Source organism: Veillonella parvula, assembly GCF_032550495.1.
In the GTDB taxonomy this organism is placed as follows: Bacteria; Bacillota; Negativicutes; order Veillonellales; family Veillonellaceae; genus Veillonella; species Veillonella parvula_G.
In genome coordinates, this window is sequence record NZ_JAWFZJ010000003.1 from 313,358 (window position 1) to 330,302 (window position 16,945).

16 protein-coding genes are annotated in these 16,945 nt (G+C 40.5%); 7 read left to right on the forward strand and 9 right to left on the reverse strand.

What is annotated here, in order from left to right; all coding sequences use genetic code 11:
* Positions 1-29: 29 nt before the first annotated feature.
* From E6X37_RS07775 to E6X37_RS07790, 4 genes are all read left to right on the forward strand, one after another.
* Positions 30-419 carry a MarR family winged helix-turn-helix transcriptional regulator gene (locus E6X37_RS07775; protein ID WP_229039606.1) on the forward strand — a complete coding sequence of 130 codons (390 nt, stop codon included), beginning with the start codon at positions 30-32 and terminating at the stop codon, positions 417-419.
* Between the two features lie 35 nt (positions 420-454).
* Positions 455-967, forward strand: a complete 513-nt coding sequence (locus tag E6X37_RS07780; protein WP_004694934.1) for a pyridoxamine 5'-phosphate oxidase family protein — start codon at positions 455-457, stop codon at positions 965-967.
* Positions 968-1,205: 238 nt separating this feature from the next.
* Positions 1,206-1,967 carry a hypothetical protein gene (locus tag E6X37_RS07785; RefSeq protein WP_287531276.1) on the forward strand — a complete coding sequence of 254 codons (762 nt, stop codon included), beginning with the start codon at positions 1,206-1,208 and terminating at the stop codon, positions 1,965-1,967.
* 130 nt (positions 1,968-2,097) lie between these two features.
* Positions 2,098-3,405, forward strand: a complete 1,308-nt coding sequence (locus tag E6X37_RS07790) for a hypothetical protein (RefSeq protein WP_105087167.1) — start codon at positions 2,098-2,100, stop codon at positions 3,403-3,405.
* A gap of 248 nt (positions 3,406-3,653) precedes the next feature.
* Here the strand turns inward: E6X37_RS07790 and E6X37_RS07795 are convergent, their stop codons facing one another.
* Positions 3,654-5,021 (reverse strand): NCS2 family permease, encoded by a 1,368-nt coding sequence (locus E6X37_RS07795; protein ID WP_316689730.1) that lies wholly within the window; start codon positions 5,019-5,021, stop codon positions 3,654-3,656.
* A 146-nt stretch (positions 5,022-5,167) separates the two neighbouring features.
* Here E6X37_RS07795 and E6X37_RS07800 point away from each other — a divergent pair, with 146 nt between their 5' ends.
* The 3 genes from E6X37_RS07800 (at position 5,168) to aroD (ending at position 8,197) form a co-directional block, all read left to right on the forward strand.
* On the forward strand, positions 5,168-5,587 hold the full coding sequence (locus E6X37_RS07800; protein ID WP_004694942.1) for an RrF2 family transcriptional regulator: 420 nt from the start codon (positions 5,168-5,170) through the stop codon (positions 5,585-5,587).
* Between the two features lie 261 nt (positions 5,588-5,848).
* On the forward strand, positions 5,849-7,093 hold the full coding sequence (locus E6X37_RS07805) for an MFS transporter (RefSeq protein ID WP_101928510.1): 1,245 nt from the start codon (positions 5,849-5,851) through the stop codon (positions 7,091-7,093).
* 309 nt (positions 7,094-7,402) lie between these two features.
* Complete coding sequence (gene aroD, locus E6X37_RS07810; protein WP_101928509.1) at positions 7,403-8,197, forward strand: type I 3-dehydroquinate dehydratase; 795 nt, start codon at positions 7,403-7,405, stop codon at positions 8,195-8,197.
* A gap of 24 nt (positions 8,198-8,221) precedes the next feature.
* Here aroD and E6X37_RS07815 read toward each other — a convergent pair whose 3' ends face one another.
* The 8 genes from E6X37_RS07815 to aroF form a co-directional block, all read right to left on the reverse strand.
* Positions 8,222-8,524, reverse strand: coding sequence for a type II toxin-antitoxin system RelE/ParE family toxin (locus E6X37_RS07815; protein WP_008602295.1), 303 nt, complete (start codon positions 8,522-8,524; stop codon positions 8,222-8,224).
* Positions 8,525-8,539: 15 nt separating this feature from the next.
* Entirely contained in the window at positions 8,540-9,145 is a 606-nt protein-coding gene (locus E6X37_RS07820; RefSeq protein ID WP_038125679.1) for a type II toxin-antitoxin system RelB/DinJ family antitoxin, read from the reverse strand.
* 334 nt (positions 9,146-9,479) lie between these two features.
* Complete coding sequence (locus E6X37_RS07825) at positions 9,480-10,715, reverse strand: shikimate kinase (RefSeq protein WP_077707673.1); 1,236 nt, start codon at positions 10,713-10,715, stop codon at positions 9,480-9,482.
* A gap of 124 nt (positions 10,716-10,839) precedes the next feature.
* On the reverse strand, positions 10,840-11,979 hold the full coding sequence (locus E6X37_RS07830; protein ID WP_008602300.1) for a bifunctional chorismate mutase/prephenate dehydratase: 1,140 nt from the start codon (positions 11,977-11,979) through the stop codon (positions 10,840-10,842).
* Complete coding sequence (aroC, locus tag E6X37_RS07835) at positions 11,966-13,060, reverse strand: chorismate synthase (protein ID WP_279008891.1); 1,095 nt, start codon at positions 13,058-13,060, stop codon at positions 11,966-11,968. Before aroC ends, E6X37_RS07830 begins: the two co-directional genes overlap by 14 nt.
* Positions 13,061-13,134: 74 nt before the next feature.
* On the reverse strand, positions 13,135-14,403 hold the full coding sequence (aroA, locus tag E6X37_RS07840; RefSeq protein ID WP_287541406.1) for a 3-phosphoshikimate 1-carboxyvinyltransferase: 1,269 nt from the start codon (positions 14,401-14,403) through the stop codon (positions 13,135-13,137).
* Positions 14,404-14,421: 18 nt separating this feature from the next.
* Positions 14,422-15,474 (reverse strand): 3-dehydroquinate synthase, encoded by a 1,053-nt coding sequence (aroB, locus tag E6X37_RS07845; protein ID WP_316689731.1) that lies wholly within the window; start codon positions 15,472-15,474, stop codon positions 14,422-14,424.
* A gap of 74 nt (positions 15,475-15,548) precedes the next feature.
* The gene (gene aroF, locus E6X37_RS07850; protein WP_008602305.1) at positions 15,549-16,562 is read right to left on the reverse strand and encodes a 3-deoxy-7-phosphoheptulonate synthase; all 1,014 of its coding nucleotides are present in this window, start codon (positions 16,560-16,562) and stop codon (positions 15,549-15,551) included.
* Between the last annotated feature and the right edge of the window lie 383 nt (positions 16,563-16,945).

Sequence of the window (16,945 nt, forward strand, 5' to 3'; positions counted from 1 at the left end):
ATTCAGAAAAATCAACAGGATTATTGTTCATGAGGGTGTACAATAAATGGCATTTTACTATAAAACAAGCGTTAAAAGAGTTGAACTTAACACATCCTCAATTTGTTGTTTTAGCGTCTCTTTCTTATCTATCACAACATGATAACGAAGTTACACAAGTTATGATTTCAAAACTTTCAGGGATAGATGTTATGACGGTATCTCAAATATTGAGCTTATTGGAAAAACGTGGTTTTGTAGAGCGAAAAGAGCACTCTAGAGATACACGTGCGAAAGCTGTTCTTTTAAATGAAGAGGGCGGTGCAATATTACAAAAGGCAGTCCCATTAGTTGAAGAGATTGATGAAATCTTTTTCGGAAAGCTGAATAGTGATGAGGCTCAATTTAAACATCTTCTTGGCAGATTACATGAAGAGTAAGGTGTATTAATTTTCCGATTCTTGTGGAGGCTATTATGAGACGTCAAGATCGTATGGTTACAAATATAGATGAAATTAAGGGCATTTTAAGTAGCACTCGCATCATTCACTTAGGTATGATGGATGGTGATTATCCTTACGTGGTACCTTTACATTTCGGTTATGAAATTGTAGATGATATACTCTACATCTATGTACATGGCTATCATGAGGGGAAGAAGTTTAATTTGATTAAAGTGAACCCCCATGTATTTATCGAAATTGACGGTAATGATGAGGCCCTCGTATCAGGTGGAGATATTCCTTGTAAATATAGCTCAGTTTATTCTAGTGTGATGGGCCGAGGAGAGGCTACCTACTTAGAGCGTGTTGATGAAAAGGATCATGGTTTACAAGTATTAATGAAGCATCAGACTGGTCGAGAATTTCCCTTTACTGATGCCATGGTAAACTCTGTGGGCGTCGTTCAAATTAAAGTTGTAGACTATACCGCAAAGAGACGAAGACAGCTTGAACAAGATATTATTATGCCTCCATTAACTAAATAATAACAAAACATCCTATTGAACTCTATTGTAATATAGCGTTTAGTAGGATGTTTTATTATGTATAACTAGTTAGAATTAAAGCAGCTAATAGCTCATAACTATACTTTCACAATAGGAAAGATAAAAGTTTTATGAAGTAGCTAGGGCAACAGAATCGGCAGCATGTTTTTGATATAAATAAGAAAATATATCATTATATGTGTAAAGTATATATCAATTTTTTATAAAAGGAGAGATCATGAAGAAGCTTCTATTTAAGTCCGTTTTGTCTGCTATGGCTGTAGGATTATTGTGTGCAGGATATGTTTCAGCTGATGTTGTTAATGATTCAATATCTACCGATAATGTTGGTGTTTCCGCTGCCGTTACATTTGATATGCCTAGAGTTCATCCTGATTCAGCAATCAAAGCATTACCAAGAAAGACTTTATTAGAGTGGCCTATGAAAACGCAAGAAGGGGCTCGTAATTGGAAAGGAATAGTAGAAGCTGCACAGCAACTGCCGTATGAGGTTAAGGCACCTAGTTATATACCTTATGGTTATCAGCTTTATACAGCACGTCAAGATCGAAATGATGTATTAGAGGTTGTATATTACAAAAAAGGTGTGACTATCTATCGGGATGGGAAAAAATATATAGATAGTATTATGGCCTATAGAATGGGATATTCCTTAGATACCGTAAGAGATATACCATATGTTCCATCTGAGTACGGCGATATTGAATGGTCTAAATCAGGTGATTCTAGTGAGGTTTATTTTACAGGTGATCCTGAAACACATATGGTTCGCAGCATTTCGTGGACGAAGGATGGGATGGCTTATTCTCTATTCTTCTTAGAACGGGTGAAAGAGGCTGATGCGGAATTCTATAAAGAGCATGTAGTACCGTTGAAGAGTATTGATAGCTCTCGTTATGAACTAGTTGGTAACTATCCGACAACACCTAAAACAATTGAAGAAATAAAAGAGGAACATGTAGTGCCTATGAAAGCATAGACTGGTGTGATTTATTAATGGTACGTAATACTCTTGAAAGTCAGTGATCTGAGTTAAAAAATGTAATAGATAAATGATTACTTCGGTAATATATACTTATAAATATCTAAATTTAGAGAGAGCAGAAATTATGAGATTGAAAACAACAAAATCATTATTAGCAATGGGAATACTAGCTGCTGTGTTAAGTAGCTTTGGAGTACAATCAGCTAGTGCGTTATCCCCTTTAGTGGATGAAAATGGAAATACTGTTACCACTGACACAGTGGAAAAGAATAAAGAGCTAGTGAATCGCTATCGGTGGTATGATCAAATTGATAATGGTGATATAGTACTGCTTAATGTTGACGCCAGTACAAATTATTTTGGATATGATTTACAGATTCCATCTTATATGCCTGAAGACTATGCAGTACGCGATGTAAAGTCAAGAGATCATGACGTATTAGAAATCGTGTATACGGAAACGGGCCATAATGGAGAATATGGTCAGAAATTAACCTTCTCTAATACAGATATTGTGTATCGTATGGGGTGGGCTATCGATACCGTAGTAAAGCCTATATTGGAAAAGACAAAATACAATGCTGATGATGTCGTTAGCTTTACTACCCCTAATGGAATCTCTGTACATACGTTAGGCTCTAGCAACGATTCTGTTCAAATTGCTTATTGGGAAAAAGATAACAAAGTTTATATGCTCTACTTTGCTTCCTCAAGAAACCAAAACTATGTAAGCAAAATTGTAGATTCAGTAGGGTCGTTAAGTAATGTGGCTTCTGATGATACTAGATTACGTGGTGACCGAAATGATAAGCAAAATGTTAAAGGCAATAATGCGCAAAGTTTTAAACAAAATGGAGAACAAGATAGACCTTATTTTGAATCTATTGGGCTGCCATTGCGTACACATACGAATTCTGAGTGGCCTATACTTACGAGTAAATCTATCGGCTTACCTAGCGGTGTAATTGATGCATCTCGTAAGCTGTCCTATAACGTATCTGTACCAAGTTACTTGCCTCTTGGCTATACATACTATGCTACACATTTTTATGATAATGATGTATTAGAAACTGTATATTGGAAGGAAGGTCAAGAATATCAAGAACGCAGCGGCCGTTGGGTAAATCATGTTATGGCCTTCCGCATGAGTTACTCTAAGGATACTGTATGGCCTAAAGAATATGTTCCAACGGAATACCATGACGTACAGTGGATTGACTCTACGCCAACCGGTGATGTGCAGTATACAGGTAATGTAGATAAGAGCTTAGTTCGCAGTATTACGTGGAGCAAAGATAACATGTCATATTTCTTGTTCTTCCAAGTGCCTGTGAAAGCATCTGAAGCAGAGTTTTATAAAGATCATGTAGTACCATTAAATGATATTGATCCAAGTCGTACAGACTTAATCGGTGTAAAAACAATTCGTTAATAAGAAACAGTAATAAGAAACTATAACTATAGCATCATAATTTGGTGAGGCTATACGATATTAGTATTTACTATAAAATAACACATAATAAAAAGAACCTATCTCCTAGATATTAGAGTAATATCTTTGGAGATAGGTTCTTTTAGTGTATGTAATTTACATATATTTTGCTTTTAGGTATTAGTGATTTTATAGCTATCGAATATAAAGTAGCTTTCACTAATAGCATCATTATGGGTATATGTTAATTAGAAGAATACGTAACGGATGATAACGAGAACCGCCAATACGTACATAATCCAGTTAACTTCTTTTGCACGGCCTGCAATGATTTTGAGTAGAGGGTATGCAATAAGACCTGCAGAGATACCGTTAGCGATGCTGTATGTGAACGGCATTAATACGATAACGAGGAATGCAGGGAAGCCTTCTGTCCAATCATCGAAGTCGATGTTGCGAATGGCACCTAACATGAGGGCACCTACGATGATAAGAACAGGAGATGTGGCTGCATTTGGAACCAAGGATACCAATGGAGCCAAGAATAAGCAAATTAGGAAAAGTACGCCTGTTGTGACAGCTGTTAAACCTGTACGGCCGCCAGCCCCTACACCTGCCGCACTTTCAACGAAAGCCGTAATTGTAGAAGTACCGAGTAATGCACCGGCACTAACACCGATAGCATCTACGGTCATGGCTTTACCAAGACCCGGGAATTTACCAGATTTAGGATCTGCGATTTTCGCCTCTGTAGCGGTACCAATCAAAGTGCCCATAGAGTCGAATAATTCTACAAATGTGAAGGAGAAAATAATCGTAATTAAGCCCATGTGAAGAGCACCAGGAATATCTAATTGCAAGAATGCTGCTTTGGAGAAATCAGGAACGGCCAATACGGTGAAGTTCTCAGGCATTGTGGAAAGGCCTGTCGCATAGGAGATGATTGTTGTTACTAAAACGCCGATCAAGAGGGAACCTTGAATTTTGCGAGCCATCAATAAAGCTGTAAAGATGAGGCTGAATAGTGCTAACAATGTTTCACCACTGTGCAAATTACCAAGCGTTAAGAGTGCCTCAGATGCTGGAGGGACTAAATTACCATGTGTTTGTACAACCTGACCTAAGGAGTTTGGAGACAAACTAATGGAGATGGCCATCAAGCCGGATAACTTCAAACCGATGATAGAAATGAAGAGACCGATACCAACGGTAATGGCAATTTTCATGGAGGCTGGGATACCTTCAACGATCATTTGTCGCACCGACGTAAGTGTTAATACGAGGAATACGAGACCTGAAATGAATACCGCACCTAATGCTGTTTGCCAAGATACGCCCATACCGAGAACTACAGTAAAGGAGTAAAATGCCAAGAGGCCAACTCCTGGAGCGAGAGCAATTGGGTAGTTTACGAATAAACCCATAGCAATCGTCACAAGACCTCCACCTAAGGCTGTGGCAATGAGGACCGCATCCTTATCCATACCTGCAAGACTAAGAATGTTTGGCGCCAAGAATAGGATGTACGCCATCGTGATAAACGTAGTGATACCTGCTAAAATTTCTGTTTTAACGGTTGTGCCACGCTCACTGAGTTGAAATAATTTATCTAACATTAGATAAAATCCTCCCTATATGAAATTAAAATCATACCTAAATAAAGATATTTCGATATATGTATAGTGTATCATATTTCCCACCATTTTTTGTATGAATTTGTGATATACTATTAATATATTATGAATGATATAGAGGTTAACTTATGAAAATATCTACAAAAGGGCGTTATGCCTTACGGATATTGGCGGATATTGCAGAACATGGAGTAGAAAAAAATGTACCAATTCGTGAGATTGCAGAACGCCAAGGATTTTCCGATAAATATTTAGAGGGGATTGTATCTCGATTATCCTCCGCGGGCCTTGTTAAAAGTGGACGTGGTAAATATGGAGGATATCGTTTGGTGAAATCTCCGGCTGAATACAATGTATATGAAATTTTATATGCCGCAGAGGACTCCATTGCTCTCGTGTCTTGTTTAGAAGATGATGTAGAACCGTGTCCTATGTTTAATGACTGCTTGACAGCTCCATTGTGGCAGTATTTACAAGATGAGTTCCGACATGTTATGGAACATGTTTCCTTGCAAGATGTAATGGATCACAAATTTCCTACGGAATAATTGATAGTCCGAAAACTTTAATTTGAATAATCTTTGAGGATTACTACATTGTATACCTATATTTTAGGTATTTTTTATGGAAAGAGTCGCGTTTCGTATGCGGCTCTTCTTTATATATGAAATTAAAATGTAATAACATTTTATGAATAGTAACATAGATTGAAATCTAAGTAGGACTGTAATTTAAATGGAACTGTAATTAAAAGTGATTTATGTGTATATTAGTTTATCTAAACAATTTTATGTGGAAGGGAGGGTACTATGAGTACAAGTGTATATGATGCTCGCGGTGGCATGCGCAATGTATGGATTATTACGGCTAGTATGACCGTGCTAGCCATATGTTACACAATGATAATTCCTTTTCTGCCTATATATCTGTTGGAACTCGGTGTTCCTAAGGCTGATGTGGCACTTTGGTCAGGTCTTGTCTTTGGTATTACCTTCCTTATTGCTGGTATTATGGCGCCTATATGGGGCAAAATTGCAGATAATAAAGGGAAAAAGCGGATGGCTTTGCGCGCTGGTTTTGCCATTGCTGTCAGTTATGTCCTCATCGGTATGGTAACGGATCAGTACCAATTGTTGATGGGGCGTGCCTTGGTAGGTTTTGCCAACGGTTTCTATCCTGCGGCGATGACCATGGTTTCCCTGAGCGTTGATGAGAAACAGGTGGGCCGTGCCCTCGGCATATTCCAAACAGGTCTGATTTTAGGCAATGTCATCGGCCCATTTTTAGGTGGTGCCGTTGAAAGTGTCGTAGGTATGCGCCCTGTATTTTATATTTCTGGTATAGCTGTATTCATTGCTACTTTGGCGGTATTGTTTCTTGTAAAAGAACCAAAACTAGAAGTTGAAAATACAACTTCTAAGGAGCAGTCCAAACAGCCGGTAAAAGCTACATCCTTGCGAGAGGATTTTAAGTCGGTTCAAGAACAACCTGTATTAGTAAGACTTTTATGGATTTACTTCTTTATGCAATGTGTCATCATGATGCTACAGCCTATTTTGGCGCTTTATGTAGGTGATATGCAAGGCACCATGGAAGGGGCAGCCATCATTTCAGGTACAATCCTCAGTATCGGTGGTTTAGCCGGTTCCTTAACGACCAATATATGGGTGCGCCTCGGTGAGCGTCGTGGGTACTTTAGAACCATTTCCTACTGTATGCTTGGTAGTGGTGTTGTTCTCTTACTTCAAAGCTTACCAGTAGGTATCTGGTGGTTTGGTGTACTACAAGTGTTAATTGGCTCTTGTATTGTAGGGATCAACCCATCTTTGAGTGCAGCTGTAACACTTAATACAGAACCAGGCTTTAGAGGTCGCATGTTTGGTATGACGACGACGGCTCAACAATTTGGTTCCATGGTGGGTCCAGTGTTTGCAAGTATTGTATCTACCTATATTGGGATATCCTATGTATTTAGCATTACAGGTTTGCTATTACTCTATATGGGATTCCAATCACGGAAACTATCCGTACAACATGATAAATATAGTGTGTGAATTAGAGTCTAACAAGCTCCTTACTAATATATTGGTAAGGAGCTTTTACTTTTTTAGGCTATTTTCATAATACGAAACTTTCAAGTACAGATTGTTTATTGGTAAGAGGTCTTAATCTAGGGTATAAGAAAAAGTAATGTTAATCGTTAATCTAAGAATACTGTTTTAGTGCATAATAGCAGGCTTTCATACGTTTTTAGTGAATAGCAATCCAATATGGGCTGATTGATTGCTTTTACAAAAATATTGGTATATAGTTAGTTTAAGGTAAGTCACTAGTCTCACCGCGTGGGACAGAAAGGAGTTATTATGGTCCGTATCGGACATACTGTACTCGGAGAAAAGGGTACAAAAATATGCGTGCCTATTGTGGGCACAACAATGAAAGAGATTCTAGATGCCACCGCGGTAGCATGTAATACACCGTGTCATGTAGTGGAGCTACGCATTGACTATTTCGAGCGGGCCCACTCCATTGACGCTATTATTGAATTATTAATGCTCATCAAGCCACAACTGAAAGGTCGTGGGTTGCTCTTTACATGGCGCACAAAAGGTGAAGGTGGGGAAAGAACGATTTCTACACAAGATTATTTTACAATGCTGGAGCGCTTGATTCCTACAGGATTGGTGGATGCTATCGATATTGAGCTGTTTTTTGATCAAGATAGAATGCTTAAAACGATAGAGTTTGCTAAGGTTCATGGAATCACTATTATCATGAGCAACCATGATTTCCATTGTACGCCGAGCCGTGAAGTCATTGTAAATCGACTTATTCAAATGAAAGAGTTCTTGGCCGATGTGCCAAAGATTGCCGTTATGCCTCACACAACTGGTGATGTATTGACGCTACTTGAAGCAACTGCTGAAGTGAAAGCTTTGTATCCTTCGGATCCAATTATTACGATGGCAATGGGAGAACTAGGTGCTGTTACACGCACTGTAGGTGCTCTATTTGGAAATGCCATGACCTTTGCCTCTGCTGGTAAAGCATCGGCACCAGGGCAAATCGATGTACATGCTTTAAAACGAATTCTAGATACCATCGATGTAGATGGTGTATTTGACGAACAACAACATAAACGCGTAAAAGTGCATTAAAAAAGTCGGCGAGAGCCGACTTTTTTATATGTTTTGTATTTCTTGTAGTATATTCATTTTTGAAGGGCGGATATAAAAAATATATATGTTATTATTAATGACTTTATATAGAATAAGATATTTTTTGTATGATAATTTTCTGTAATTGGTATTACTATTTACAATAGGATAACGTTCAGGAAAGATAGCTAATGAAGAAATTTTTTGATAAATCAACTTTAATTCTTTTCTAATAAAGGAAGAATCTATAATCTGTTGTTCTAGTGAACTTTTGAGATTTACTATATCAGACTTAGCTGTAGGCGTCATAATTACTGTATACTTCATTTCAGCTCTCCAAATTTATAAATCTTCAAGGAGTTCATTAAAAATTTTTTCCGCAGGTTCACCAATTTCTTTTTCTGCTTGATTTAGCCCTAATTGTATTCTTGTAGTTAAATCTTCTTCAGTCCAGAAATCATTATTAATAGCATCAATCCATTCTGGACGGAGGATAGTAGGTGGAATATCCTTATTAAATTGTATTTGTTTAGATACAAGTGTAACTGTTTGTGACATGGTTAATCCCATTTCTTTTAGAATAGCTGTTGTTAGTGTCTTAACTTTAGGATTGATACGGATGTTAAGAACTCCTGTCTTATCGATTGTATCGAAGGATATTTCTTGATTTTCTTCTCTTGGTGTACCATATGCACCTATATAATCTGAGGCTTTTAATGTAGTTTGTGGTTGTTCATAGGTGCCGTTGTTGAGTGTGCTTGGTGTAGGTGTTTCATCGATAGGTGCCGTTGGTAACGCAATGGCAAACGGAATGCGACGCTCTTTGATGATTTGGCGGAATAGTGCATCTAGCATAGAGGTGTATGATAGACCTTGTGCTTTTAATATGCTAGATACTTCTTGTTTTAGATCTTCGTTGATACGGACTTGTAGGTTTACGGTTTTCATAGTATCTCTCCTAGTATTCTTTTGGCTTATGACTGAAACATCTTGGTTATATTGTTGATTTTATGTTAAAAAGTATTTAAGTTACTCAATCCTATTTGTAATTACATTGTAATTGCAAATGTAGTTTTCTACCAATATATATAATACATAGGAGACCTAAAAAAGCAGTAGTTACCCTGAGGATAGCTACTGCTTTTCAGTTTATATCATGTATGTCATGATATGAGTTTTAGTTTTATCTAAAAATACAGATGTAAATGCTCTCACTTCTAAAAATGTAGAAGTCCTTACTTATATAGAGGAAACAATCTTATAAATACCGTTATATAAACTCTTACAATAAGTTTGCTTCGAAGTCTTCTAGTATAGCCGCTACTGTTTCCGGTGCATTACGATTATGTTCTACGATGCATTGTGCAAAGCTTTCATACATTGGAGTGCGAGTTTCTTCGAGTTCACGTAAGCGCTCTATACCGCCACTAGAGAGAACACGACCTGACGTAGATAGCTTTTCTACAGGCTGCGTTAATTGGTAAATACGACCATTTTGACGTAGATGTACATAGTTTTTAGGTACTGTTACACAGCCGCCACCAGTGGAGATGACAAGGCCAGTTTCTGTGCCTAATTTTGCAATCATTTCTGCTTCTTTTTCACGGAATGCTGCTTCCCCTTGCTCCGTAATATATGTGGATATATCACCGATTTCTTTTGCTAACTCTTGATCGACATCAATACAAGTACGGCCCATCTCTTTGCCGATTGCCTTGCCTACAGTTGTTTTCCCAACACCAGGCATGCCGATGAGGATGATATTTTCCTTTTCACGGCGCATATCTCGCAAAATTTGCTCGATTTCCTTGGTGCCAAAGCTTTCACCTTGGAAATGATTAGCTGCCTCAACGCCTTGTGCCACGAGGAAAGGTAGACCATCACAATGAGGAATATCCATCATTTCTGCTTGTAAAAGCAAAACGGTACGGCGCGGATTGTAGATTAGATCTACAACGCCTTCTAATTTGGAAAATTGCATAATATCTATCAGGCTAGCCGGATTATGCGGATACATCCCGATAGGCGTGCAGTTAATGATAATCTGTGCTGTTTCGTAGTAATTAGGTGCATCGGTATAGAGCGGAGCTGTTTTACGGGATAGATGCGTGATGCTCTTAGCACCTAGATCTTCAAGAGCCACGTGAACGGTAGCAGAAGATGCGCCATCGCCAAGGATGATGCACTCCTTATCAGATACATCGATACCAGCGTGTTTTAGGGTGAATACAAATCCATCGTAGTCTGTATTGTAACCATGCCATTTGCCGTCTTTACGGACCATAGTGTTTACACAGCCAATGCGTTCCGCGCGAGGGTCAACTACATCGCAAGCCTCAAGGGCATTAACCTTGTAAGGAAAGGTAATATTAATACCTTGTAATTCTGGATTTGCGAAGAACTCTTGCAGTTGGCTCGGTTCTCGTTCAAATAATTCATAATTAGTATTTCCCAAAGCATTGTGGATGCGTGGGGAAAAGCTATGGCCCAACGTACGGCCAAGTAAACCAAATTTCATAGGACCTCCTAGGTCAATATACACAAAATGGCTAATAGGCTGTCACCTATTAGCCATTGGAGTTTTAAAACTATATCCATTGTACTATATATGCCATTAATAAGCACTACTATAGAGGAAAATATTAATTTTCAGGATAATTACCGAGCAAGCGGAATTTATCTTGCGATGCGTGGAGTTCTGCCAACACGGAGAGTACTTTTGGATCTGCTAAGGATGCTTCCAAATCAAGGTAGAACAAGAATTCAAAGTTATGTCCTACGATAGGGCGGGACTCAAGTTTTGTAAGGTTTACACCGATGTTAGCAAATTTGGTGAGCAATGTACCAAGGCCACCAGGTGCATGACTTGCAGTGGTTACAACAGAGATTTTATTGGCTCCTGGGTATACGTGGAAGTCCTTACTAATACAGATAAAGCGCGTATAGTTGTTGTCGCTATTTTGGATGTTTCTTAGCAATGGAGACAAATTATATAGGTCTGCACATTGAGGTGCTGCGATAGCTGCCACACCTGGGTCATCACTAGCCGCTACGAGCTGTGCAGCTCGAGCCGTGTTGTCATAGGAGCGTAATTCTACGCCTTCTAACTTATCTAGGAAGTGACTGCATTGGCCCAACGCTTGAGGGTGGGAAATTATGGTATGGATATCTTCTAGTTTAGTGCCTTTTTTTACGAGCAAGTCATGAGAAATCCAAAGGCGCGTGCCGCGAACGATATAACATTTGCGCTCTTCTAAGAGGTCATATACTTCTTTTACAGAACCATTGGAGCTGTTTTCAATAGGCAATACACCGAATTGACATTCGCCTGACTCTACGGCATCGAATACGGCACGGAAACCCGTTACATAATGGATTTGGCTGAGGGGTAATAATTTATCACACGCCATTTGAGCATTGCTACCGAATACGCCGGCGCAAGCTACACTGCCCCGTTGAGGTGGCAAAGTAGGGGATTGCTCGATGGCTTTTTTCATTTTTAAAGTGAATTCATTGTCTTGGAATAGTTGCTCAGATTGGTATGTACGACTCAAGCTAAATAATGCTTCAAAAAAGCGGCGTGCATATAGATCGAGGTCCGGACCTGCATCTTTTGTTACCTTGTCGAGAATGTCGCGCTCTCGTTTGGCATCGTAAATGGCCTTATTCATTTCTTTTTTTGCAGCCGCTACGTCCTTGGAGAGTTCCATGCGCTCTTTGAAGAGGGCGAGCATTTGGTCGTTTATGTCGTTAATCTTAACGCGTACTTCATCTAAGTTCATGGTCAATATCTCCTAAGAAATCAAGAATGACAAGGGCCGTAACGGCTTCGATAACAGGTACAGCACGAAGCGCTACACATGGGTCGTGACGACCTTTAATGGTGAGTAAGGTGTCCTCTTTTTGTGAAAGAGACACAGAATGTTGTTCCTTATAAATGGATGGAGTAGGCTTGATGCCCACTTGCATAACGAGAGGCAAGCCGTTGGTGATACCGCCTTGAATGCCACCGCTATTATTGGTAGTTGTTGTGATTATATCGCCGTCCATGGTAAAAGCATCGTTCACCTCTGATCCAAGGCGAGAACACATGTCGAAGCCACCCCCAAAGGACACGCCTTTGATGGCAGGTACGCCAAAGATCACGCGAGCTAATCGGTTCTCGATGCCATCAAAGTTTGGATTACCAAGACCGATTGGTAGACCTGTAGCCACAACCTCAACGATACCACCCGTGGAGTCGCCGTCTTTTTTTAGTTTCATGACTAAGTTTTCTACTTCAGAGCGCTTGTATGCATCGAGCATAGCAATTGGTTCTGTAGCAATTTCACGAAGTGCTTTCATATCTGGATGAACCATATCGATAGGAGTATCTTGGATTGTACCAACTTGTTTTAAATGGCCGTGAATTTCGATACCTTTTTCACGCAATAACTGTAGTGCAATGCCACCAGCTACGCAAAGAGGTGCTGTAAGACGTGCCGAGAAGTGGCCGCCACCGCGCATATCTACCTTGTCACCATAGCGCATGCGAGCCGTAAAGTCCGCATGAGATGGGCGAGGAATGTCGCGCAAGTTATTGTAATCACCGGAGTGCTGCGATGTATTGCGAATCATAAATGCTAATGGAGATCCACTGAGCATGCCATCTACCATACCTGATAAGAATTCAGGTATATCGGCTTCTTTACGTTGCGTTTGTAATTGGTTTTGACCTGGCGCACGGCGCTTTAAGAAGGCTTGTAGCTCGTCGATGTCGATGGTATGTCCACAAGGGAGGCCTTCCACGATACCACCGATGGCGTACCCATGAGACGCGCCAAAGGTAGCTACTTGTATAGTTTTACCGAAATTAGATGCCATTATATTAACTCCTACTTATAGTATGTATGACTAGTATTCTTATCTATTGAAACGCATTAGCTGTGACTAGGACGCTATACTTGCTGTGCATTGCCACCTAGCATGTTCCAGTCCTCGAAAAAGTCAGGATAGGATTTTGTAATAGCTTCGCTATCTTGTAAGATGACAGGGGTTTCACTAATGAGAGCCATCAATGTGCCTGCCATAACGAGGCGATGGTCGTTAACACAATCACCTTGTCCTCCTTTTAGTATACCACTACCGATGATATATAGGTCATCACCATCTTCGCGAACCGTGCCTCCTAAATCTCTGACGAGATTAGCAACGGCTTCGAGGCGATCTGATTCTTTTAACCGTAGGCGAGCACCATTAACAAAGGAGCTTTCACCTTGGATAGAGCAAGCGAGGGCTGCCATAACTGGCAACATATCGGGCATTTGCTCGAGGTCGGCATGGATTGGCTTACTAGCGCGACCTGATACAGTGATATTCATGCCATCCCATGTAATAGTGCACCCTGCGGATTCGATGACCTGCATGATGCGGCGGTCAGCTTGTACAGAATTCTTGTTCATACCCGTAATGGTAATAGCTTGGCCTGTCATAGCGGCAGCAACCATCCAAATCGCTGTATTGGACCAATCGCCTTCGATTTGGTAATTACTTTGACCTTTAAAAGTAGCATTAGCAGTTACCGTAAAGGATTCTTGTACTGTGCCACGTGCAGGTATATGGTCAACGGTTACGCCGAAGTCTGCCATCGTCGTAGTCGTCAATGTTACATAGTCGCTAGATTGAAGTGGCGTAGTAGATGTAATTGTAGCGCCTCCACATTGTGGAGCTGCTAACAATAATCCAGAGAAAAACTGGCTACTCACATCGCCAACCATACCGAACTCTCCACCTTGGAGACGACCTGTCATGGTGAATGGTGGTTTATCTTGGGAGAATGTTACGCCGTGAGCTTTCATTTCACCGAGCATGGGCTCTAGAGGGCGATCTGGTAAACGCCCCTTTGCATCTACGTCTACCTCATTACAAATGGATGCTGCCACTGGTAATAAGAGGCGCAATGTGGTACCAGATTCATGGGGAGCTACATTGCCCTTTGTAGGTACAGGACCAGGTGTAACAGTGACAACTTTATTTTCATACACAACATGTGCTCCTAAGCCTCGTAAGGAGTCCATAGTTGCATTGATGTCTTTAGAGGTGCGGCTCAGTAGTATGGTAGATGACGAGTTTGCGAGAGCTGCGCAAATCAGCGCACGGTGTGCATGAGCTTTTGCAGGGATGGACGCGATAGTCCCTGTAGGGATGGCGTTCGTTACGGAATGCATATAAATCTCCTTTATATCTCAGTCTAAATAGGTTACAAGTTCATCGTGCGTTACTACTTTGAGCTCGCTGTGACCATAGCTAGTAGGTACTACGATTTTAATGGTTGCTCCTTCACTTTTTTTGTCGTGCTTAGCGGCAGCTAGAATTTCTTCTTTGCTTATCGTTGTTGTGGTTGGCAAATCGTGTGCTTTGATGAGGGCCTTTAATTTGTCTAACGACTCTACATCTAATTCTCCATGTTTGACAGCACCTTGTGCCATGAGCACCATACCAATAGCAACGGCATAACCGTGATGTACCCCGAAATGACTTGCTTTTTCGATGCCGTGACCAAAGGTATGACCGAGGTTTAAGAGGGCACGAACGCCAGACTCGCGTTCGTCTTGTTCCACGATATCCGCTTTTGCTTGAACGCAACGAGCGATGACAGTACTAACATTATCGCGATGTTTAATTAATGGTTTATGTTCTAGTTGGGTTAATAAACCAGGTACGTCGAGGAAGCCGTATTTGATAATTTCGCCGCACCCATTAATCCATTCCATATCAGGTAATGTATTGAGTGTAGCTGGATCGCAGAGGACGAGGATAGGTTGTTTGAAAGCACCCCAGAGGTTTTTCCCAGCTTCGAGATTGACCGCTGTTTTACCACCTACAGAGGAGTCTACTGCGGCTAATAGAGATGTAGGAACCTGAACATAGTCGATACCACGTAAATAGGTTGCTGCTGCAAAGCCCGCCATATCGCCTACAACACCGCCCCCAAGGGCGATGAGCAAGTCTTTGCGAGTCAATGATTGGCCCGCCATGTATTCTACTAAATCGATGAGTTGATGAGCATTTTTGGAGCTTTCACCAGCAGGGAAAACATAATCACAAACAGCATAACCCGCATGTTCCATATTAGCTTTCACAGAGTCCAAATAGTGAGGCGCCACGTTGCTATCGCTGACGATGATAACACGGCAATTTGGTTTTAATGGTTTAATATAATCGGTGATGCGTTGTAAAGCGCCTTCCTCGATGACAACATCATACGGTGTAGATGCATTAATATGGATGCGAGTCATAACGGTTCCTTTCTTAAAAGAATAAGCTAGTATCTATTATAACGGATACTAGCTTATTTGTGTGATATGTAAGATTATTTAGTACATTCTACCAATGCTTGGCGTAACGCATTAATTTCTTTCATAAGGCTAGTGAATTGGTCTGGACGCAATGCTTGCGGACCGTCGCACAATGCTTTGGCTGGATCGTTGTGAACTTCAATCATAAGGCCGTCTGCACCGCCGCCTACGGATGCAAGTGAAAGCGGACGAACCATGCGGCTCATACCTGCTGCGTGGCTAGGGTCCATGATAATTGGCAAGTGAGATAATTCATGCATCATAGGAATTGCTGTTACATCTAAGGTATTGCGAGTCTTAGTTTCGAATGTGCGGATACCGCGCTCGCATAATACAATTTGTTCATTGCCTTCGGACATGATGTACTCAGCAGCCATCAACCATTCTTCGTATGTTGCAGATAAACCACGTTTTAAAAGAACTGGTTTATTTAATTTGCCCACTTCTTTTAAAAGCGTGAAGTTTTGCATGTTACGAGCACCGATTTGAAGCATATCTACATTATCAAAGTATTGTAATTGGGAGATATCCATAACCTCAGAAACGATAGGAAGACCTGTTTCTTTTTTAGCAAGCTCTAATAACTCTAAGCCTTCTGGGCCCATGCCTTGAAAGGAGTATGGGGATGTACGAGGTTTGAAAGCGCCGCCACGAAGGATGGTAGCACCAGCTTCTTTACATGCTTTAGCAGTGGCTAATACTTGTTCAGGTGTTTCCACAGAGCAAGGACCGGCCATTACTGCGAAGTGACCACCACCGATGAGGACACCACCTACATTGATTACAGAATCATCTGGATGGAATTTGCGGTTTGCTTTTTTGTATGGCTCTTGAATGCGAGTTACTTTATCTACGAAATCTAGGGATTCGATTTGACGAGCATCAAGAGATGCAGTATCACCAATCAGACCTAGAATATTGTATCGCGTTCCTTCTACTGGGTGGATAACAAATCCTTGAGCCTCTAATTCACCGCGTAAACGAGATACTTCTTCCGCTGCTGCATTTTGCTTCAATGTAATAATCATGATAATTCCTCCTTGTAACTACAGTGAATAGTAGGGCTGACCATACGGATAGCAAACAAAAAAGGGCTACCCGTAAGCTAATACGGGTAGCCCTTTAACTATTCTGTGAGCAACTAATGTTGAATAATCCTTAATTAGCGCATCACAAATAGTTCCTTACCCGTACGTTGGATAAAGAACCAATAAAAGTATTGCTTTGCTGTGAGGCTAATTTGGTTAGTCATCTTTGGTTGCTCCTTTCTAAAATGTTGGGTATAGTATAAACCCAAATGATAAAATTATGCAATACCTAAAAGTGAATTTCATGGAAGTTTTAAAATATTTTTGATGTGGGAATTAATAGGAACTGAGACGTTTTGTGGTATTAATCGTATTTTTGATAT

Excerpts from the sequence above, each read along its gene's own strand:
- E6X37_RS07795 (WP_316689730.1), bottom strand. The coding sequence starts at position 5,021 with ATGTTAGATAAATTATTTCAACTCAGTGAGCGTGGCACAACCGTTAAA.
- E6X37_RS07775 (WP_229039606.1), top strand. The coding sequence starts at position 30 with ATGAGGGTGTACAATAAATGGCATTTTACTATAAAACAAGCGTTAAAA.
- aroA (WP_287541406.1), bottom strand. The coding sequence starts at position 14,403 with ATGCATTCCGTAACGAACGCCATCCCTACAGGGACTATCGCGTCCATC.
- E6X37_RS07785 (WP_287531276.1), top strand. The coding sequence starts at position 1,206 with ATGAAGAAGCTTCTATTTAAGTCCGTTTTGTCTGCTATGGCTGTAGGA.
- E6X37_RS07820 (WP_038125679.1), bottom strand. The coding sequence starts at position 9,145 with ATGAAAACCGTAAACCTACAAGTCCGTATCAACGAAGATCTAAAACAA.
- aroB (WP_316689731.1), bottom strand. The coding sequence starts at position 15,474 with ATGACTCGCATCCATATTAATGCATCTACACCGTATGATGTTGTCATC.
- E6X37_RS07780 (WP_004694934.1), top strand. The coding sequence starts at position 455 with ATGAGACGTCAAGATCGTATGGTTACAAATATAGATGAAATTAAGGGC.
- E6X37_RS07830 (WP_008602300.1), bottom strand. The coding sequence starts at position 11,979 with ATGAACTTAGATGAAGTACGCGTTAAGATTAACGACATAAACGACCAA.
- E6X37_RS07815 (WP_008602295.1), bottom strand. The coding sequence starts at position 8,524 with ATGAAGTATACAGTAATTATGACGCCTACAGCTAAGTCTGATATAGTA.
- aroC (WP_279008891.1), bottom strand. The coding sequence starts at position 13,060 with ATGGCATCTAATTTCGGTAAAACTATACAAGTAGCTACCTTTGGCGCG.
- E6X37_RS07800 (WP_004694942.1), top strand. The coding sequence starts at position 5,168 with ATGAAAATATCTACAAAAGGGCGTTATGCCTTACGGATATTGGCGGAT.
- aroD (WP_101928509.1), top strand. The coding sequence starts at position 7,403 with ATGGTCCGTATCGGACATACTGTACTCGGAGAAAAGGGTACAAAAATA.
- E6X37_RS07805 (WP_101928510.1), top strand. The coding sequence starts at position 5,849 with ATGAGTACAAGTGTATATGATGCTCGCGGTGGCATGCGCAATGTATGG.
- aroF (WP_008602305.1), bottom strand. The coding sequence starts at position 16,562 with ATGATTATTACATTGAAGCAAAATGCAGCAGCGGAAGAAGTATCTCGT.
- E6X37_RS07825 (WP_077707673.1), bottom strand. The coding sequence starts at position 10,715 with ATGAAATTTGGTTTACTTGGCCGTACGTTGGGCCATAGCTTTTCCCCA.
- E6X37_RS07790 (WP_105087167.1), top strand. The coding sequence starts at position 2,098 with ATGAGATTGAAAACAACAAAATCATTATTAGCAATGGGAATACTAGCT.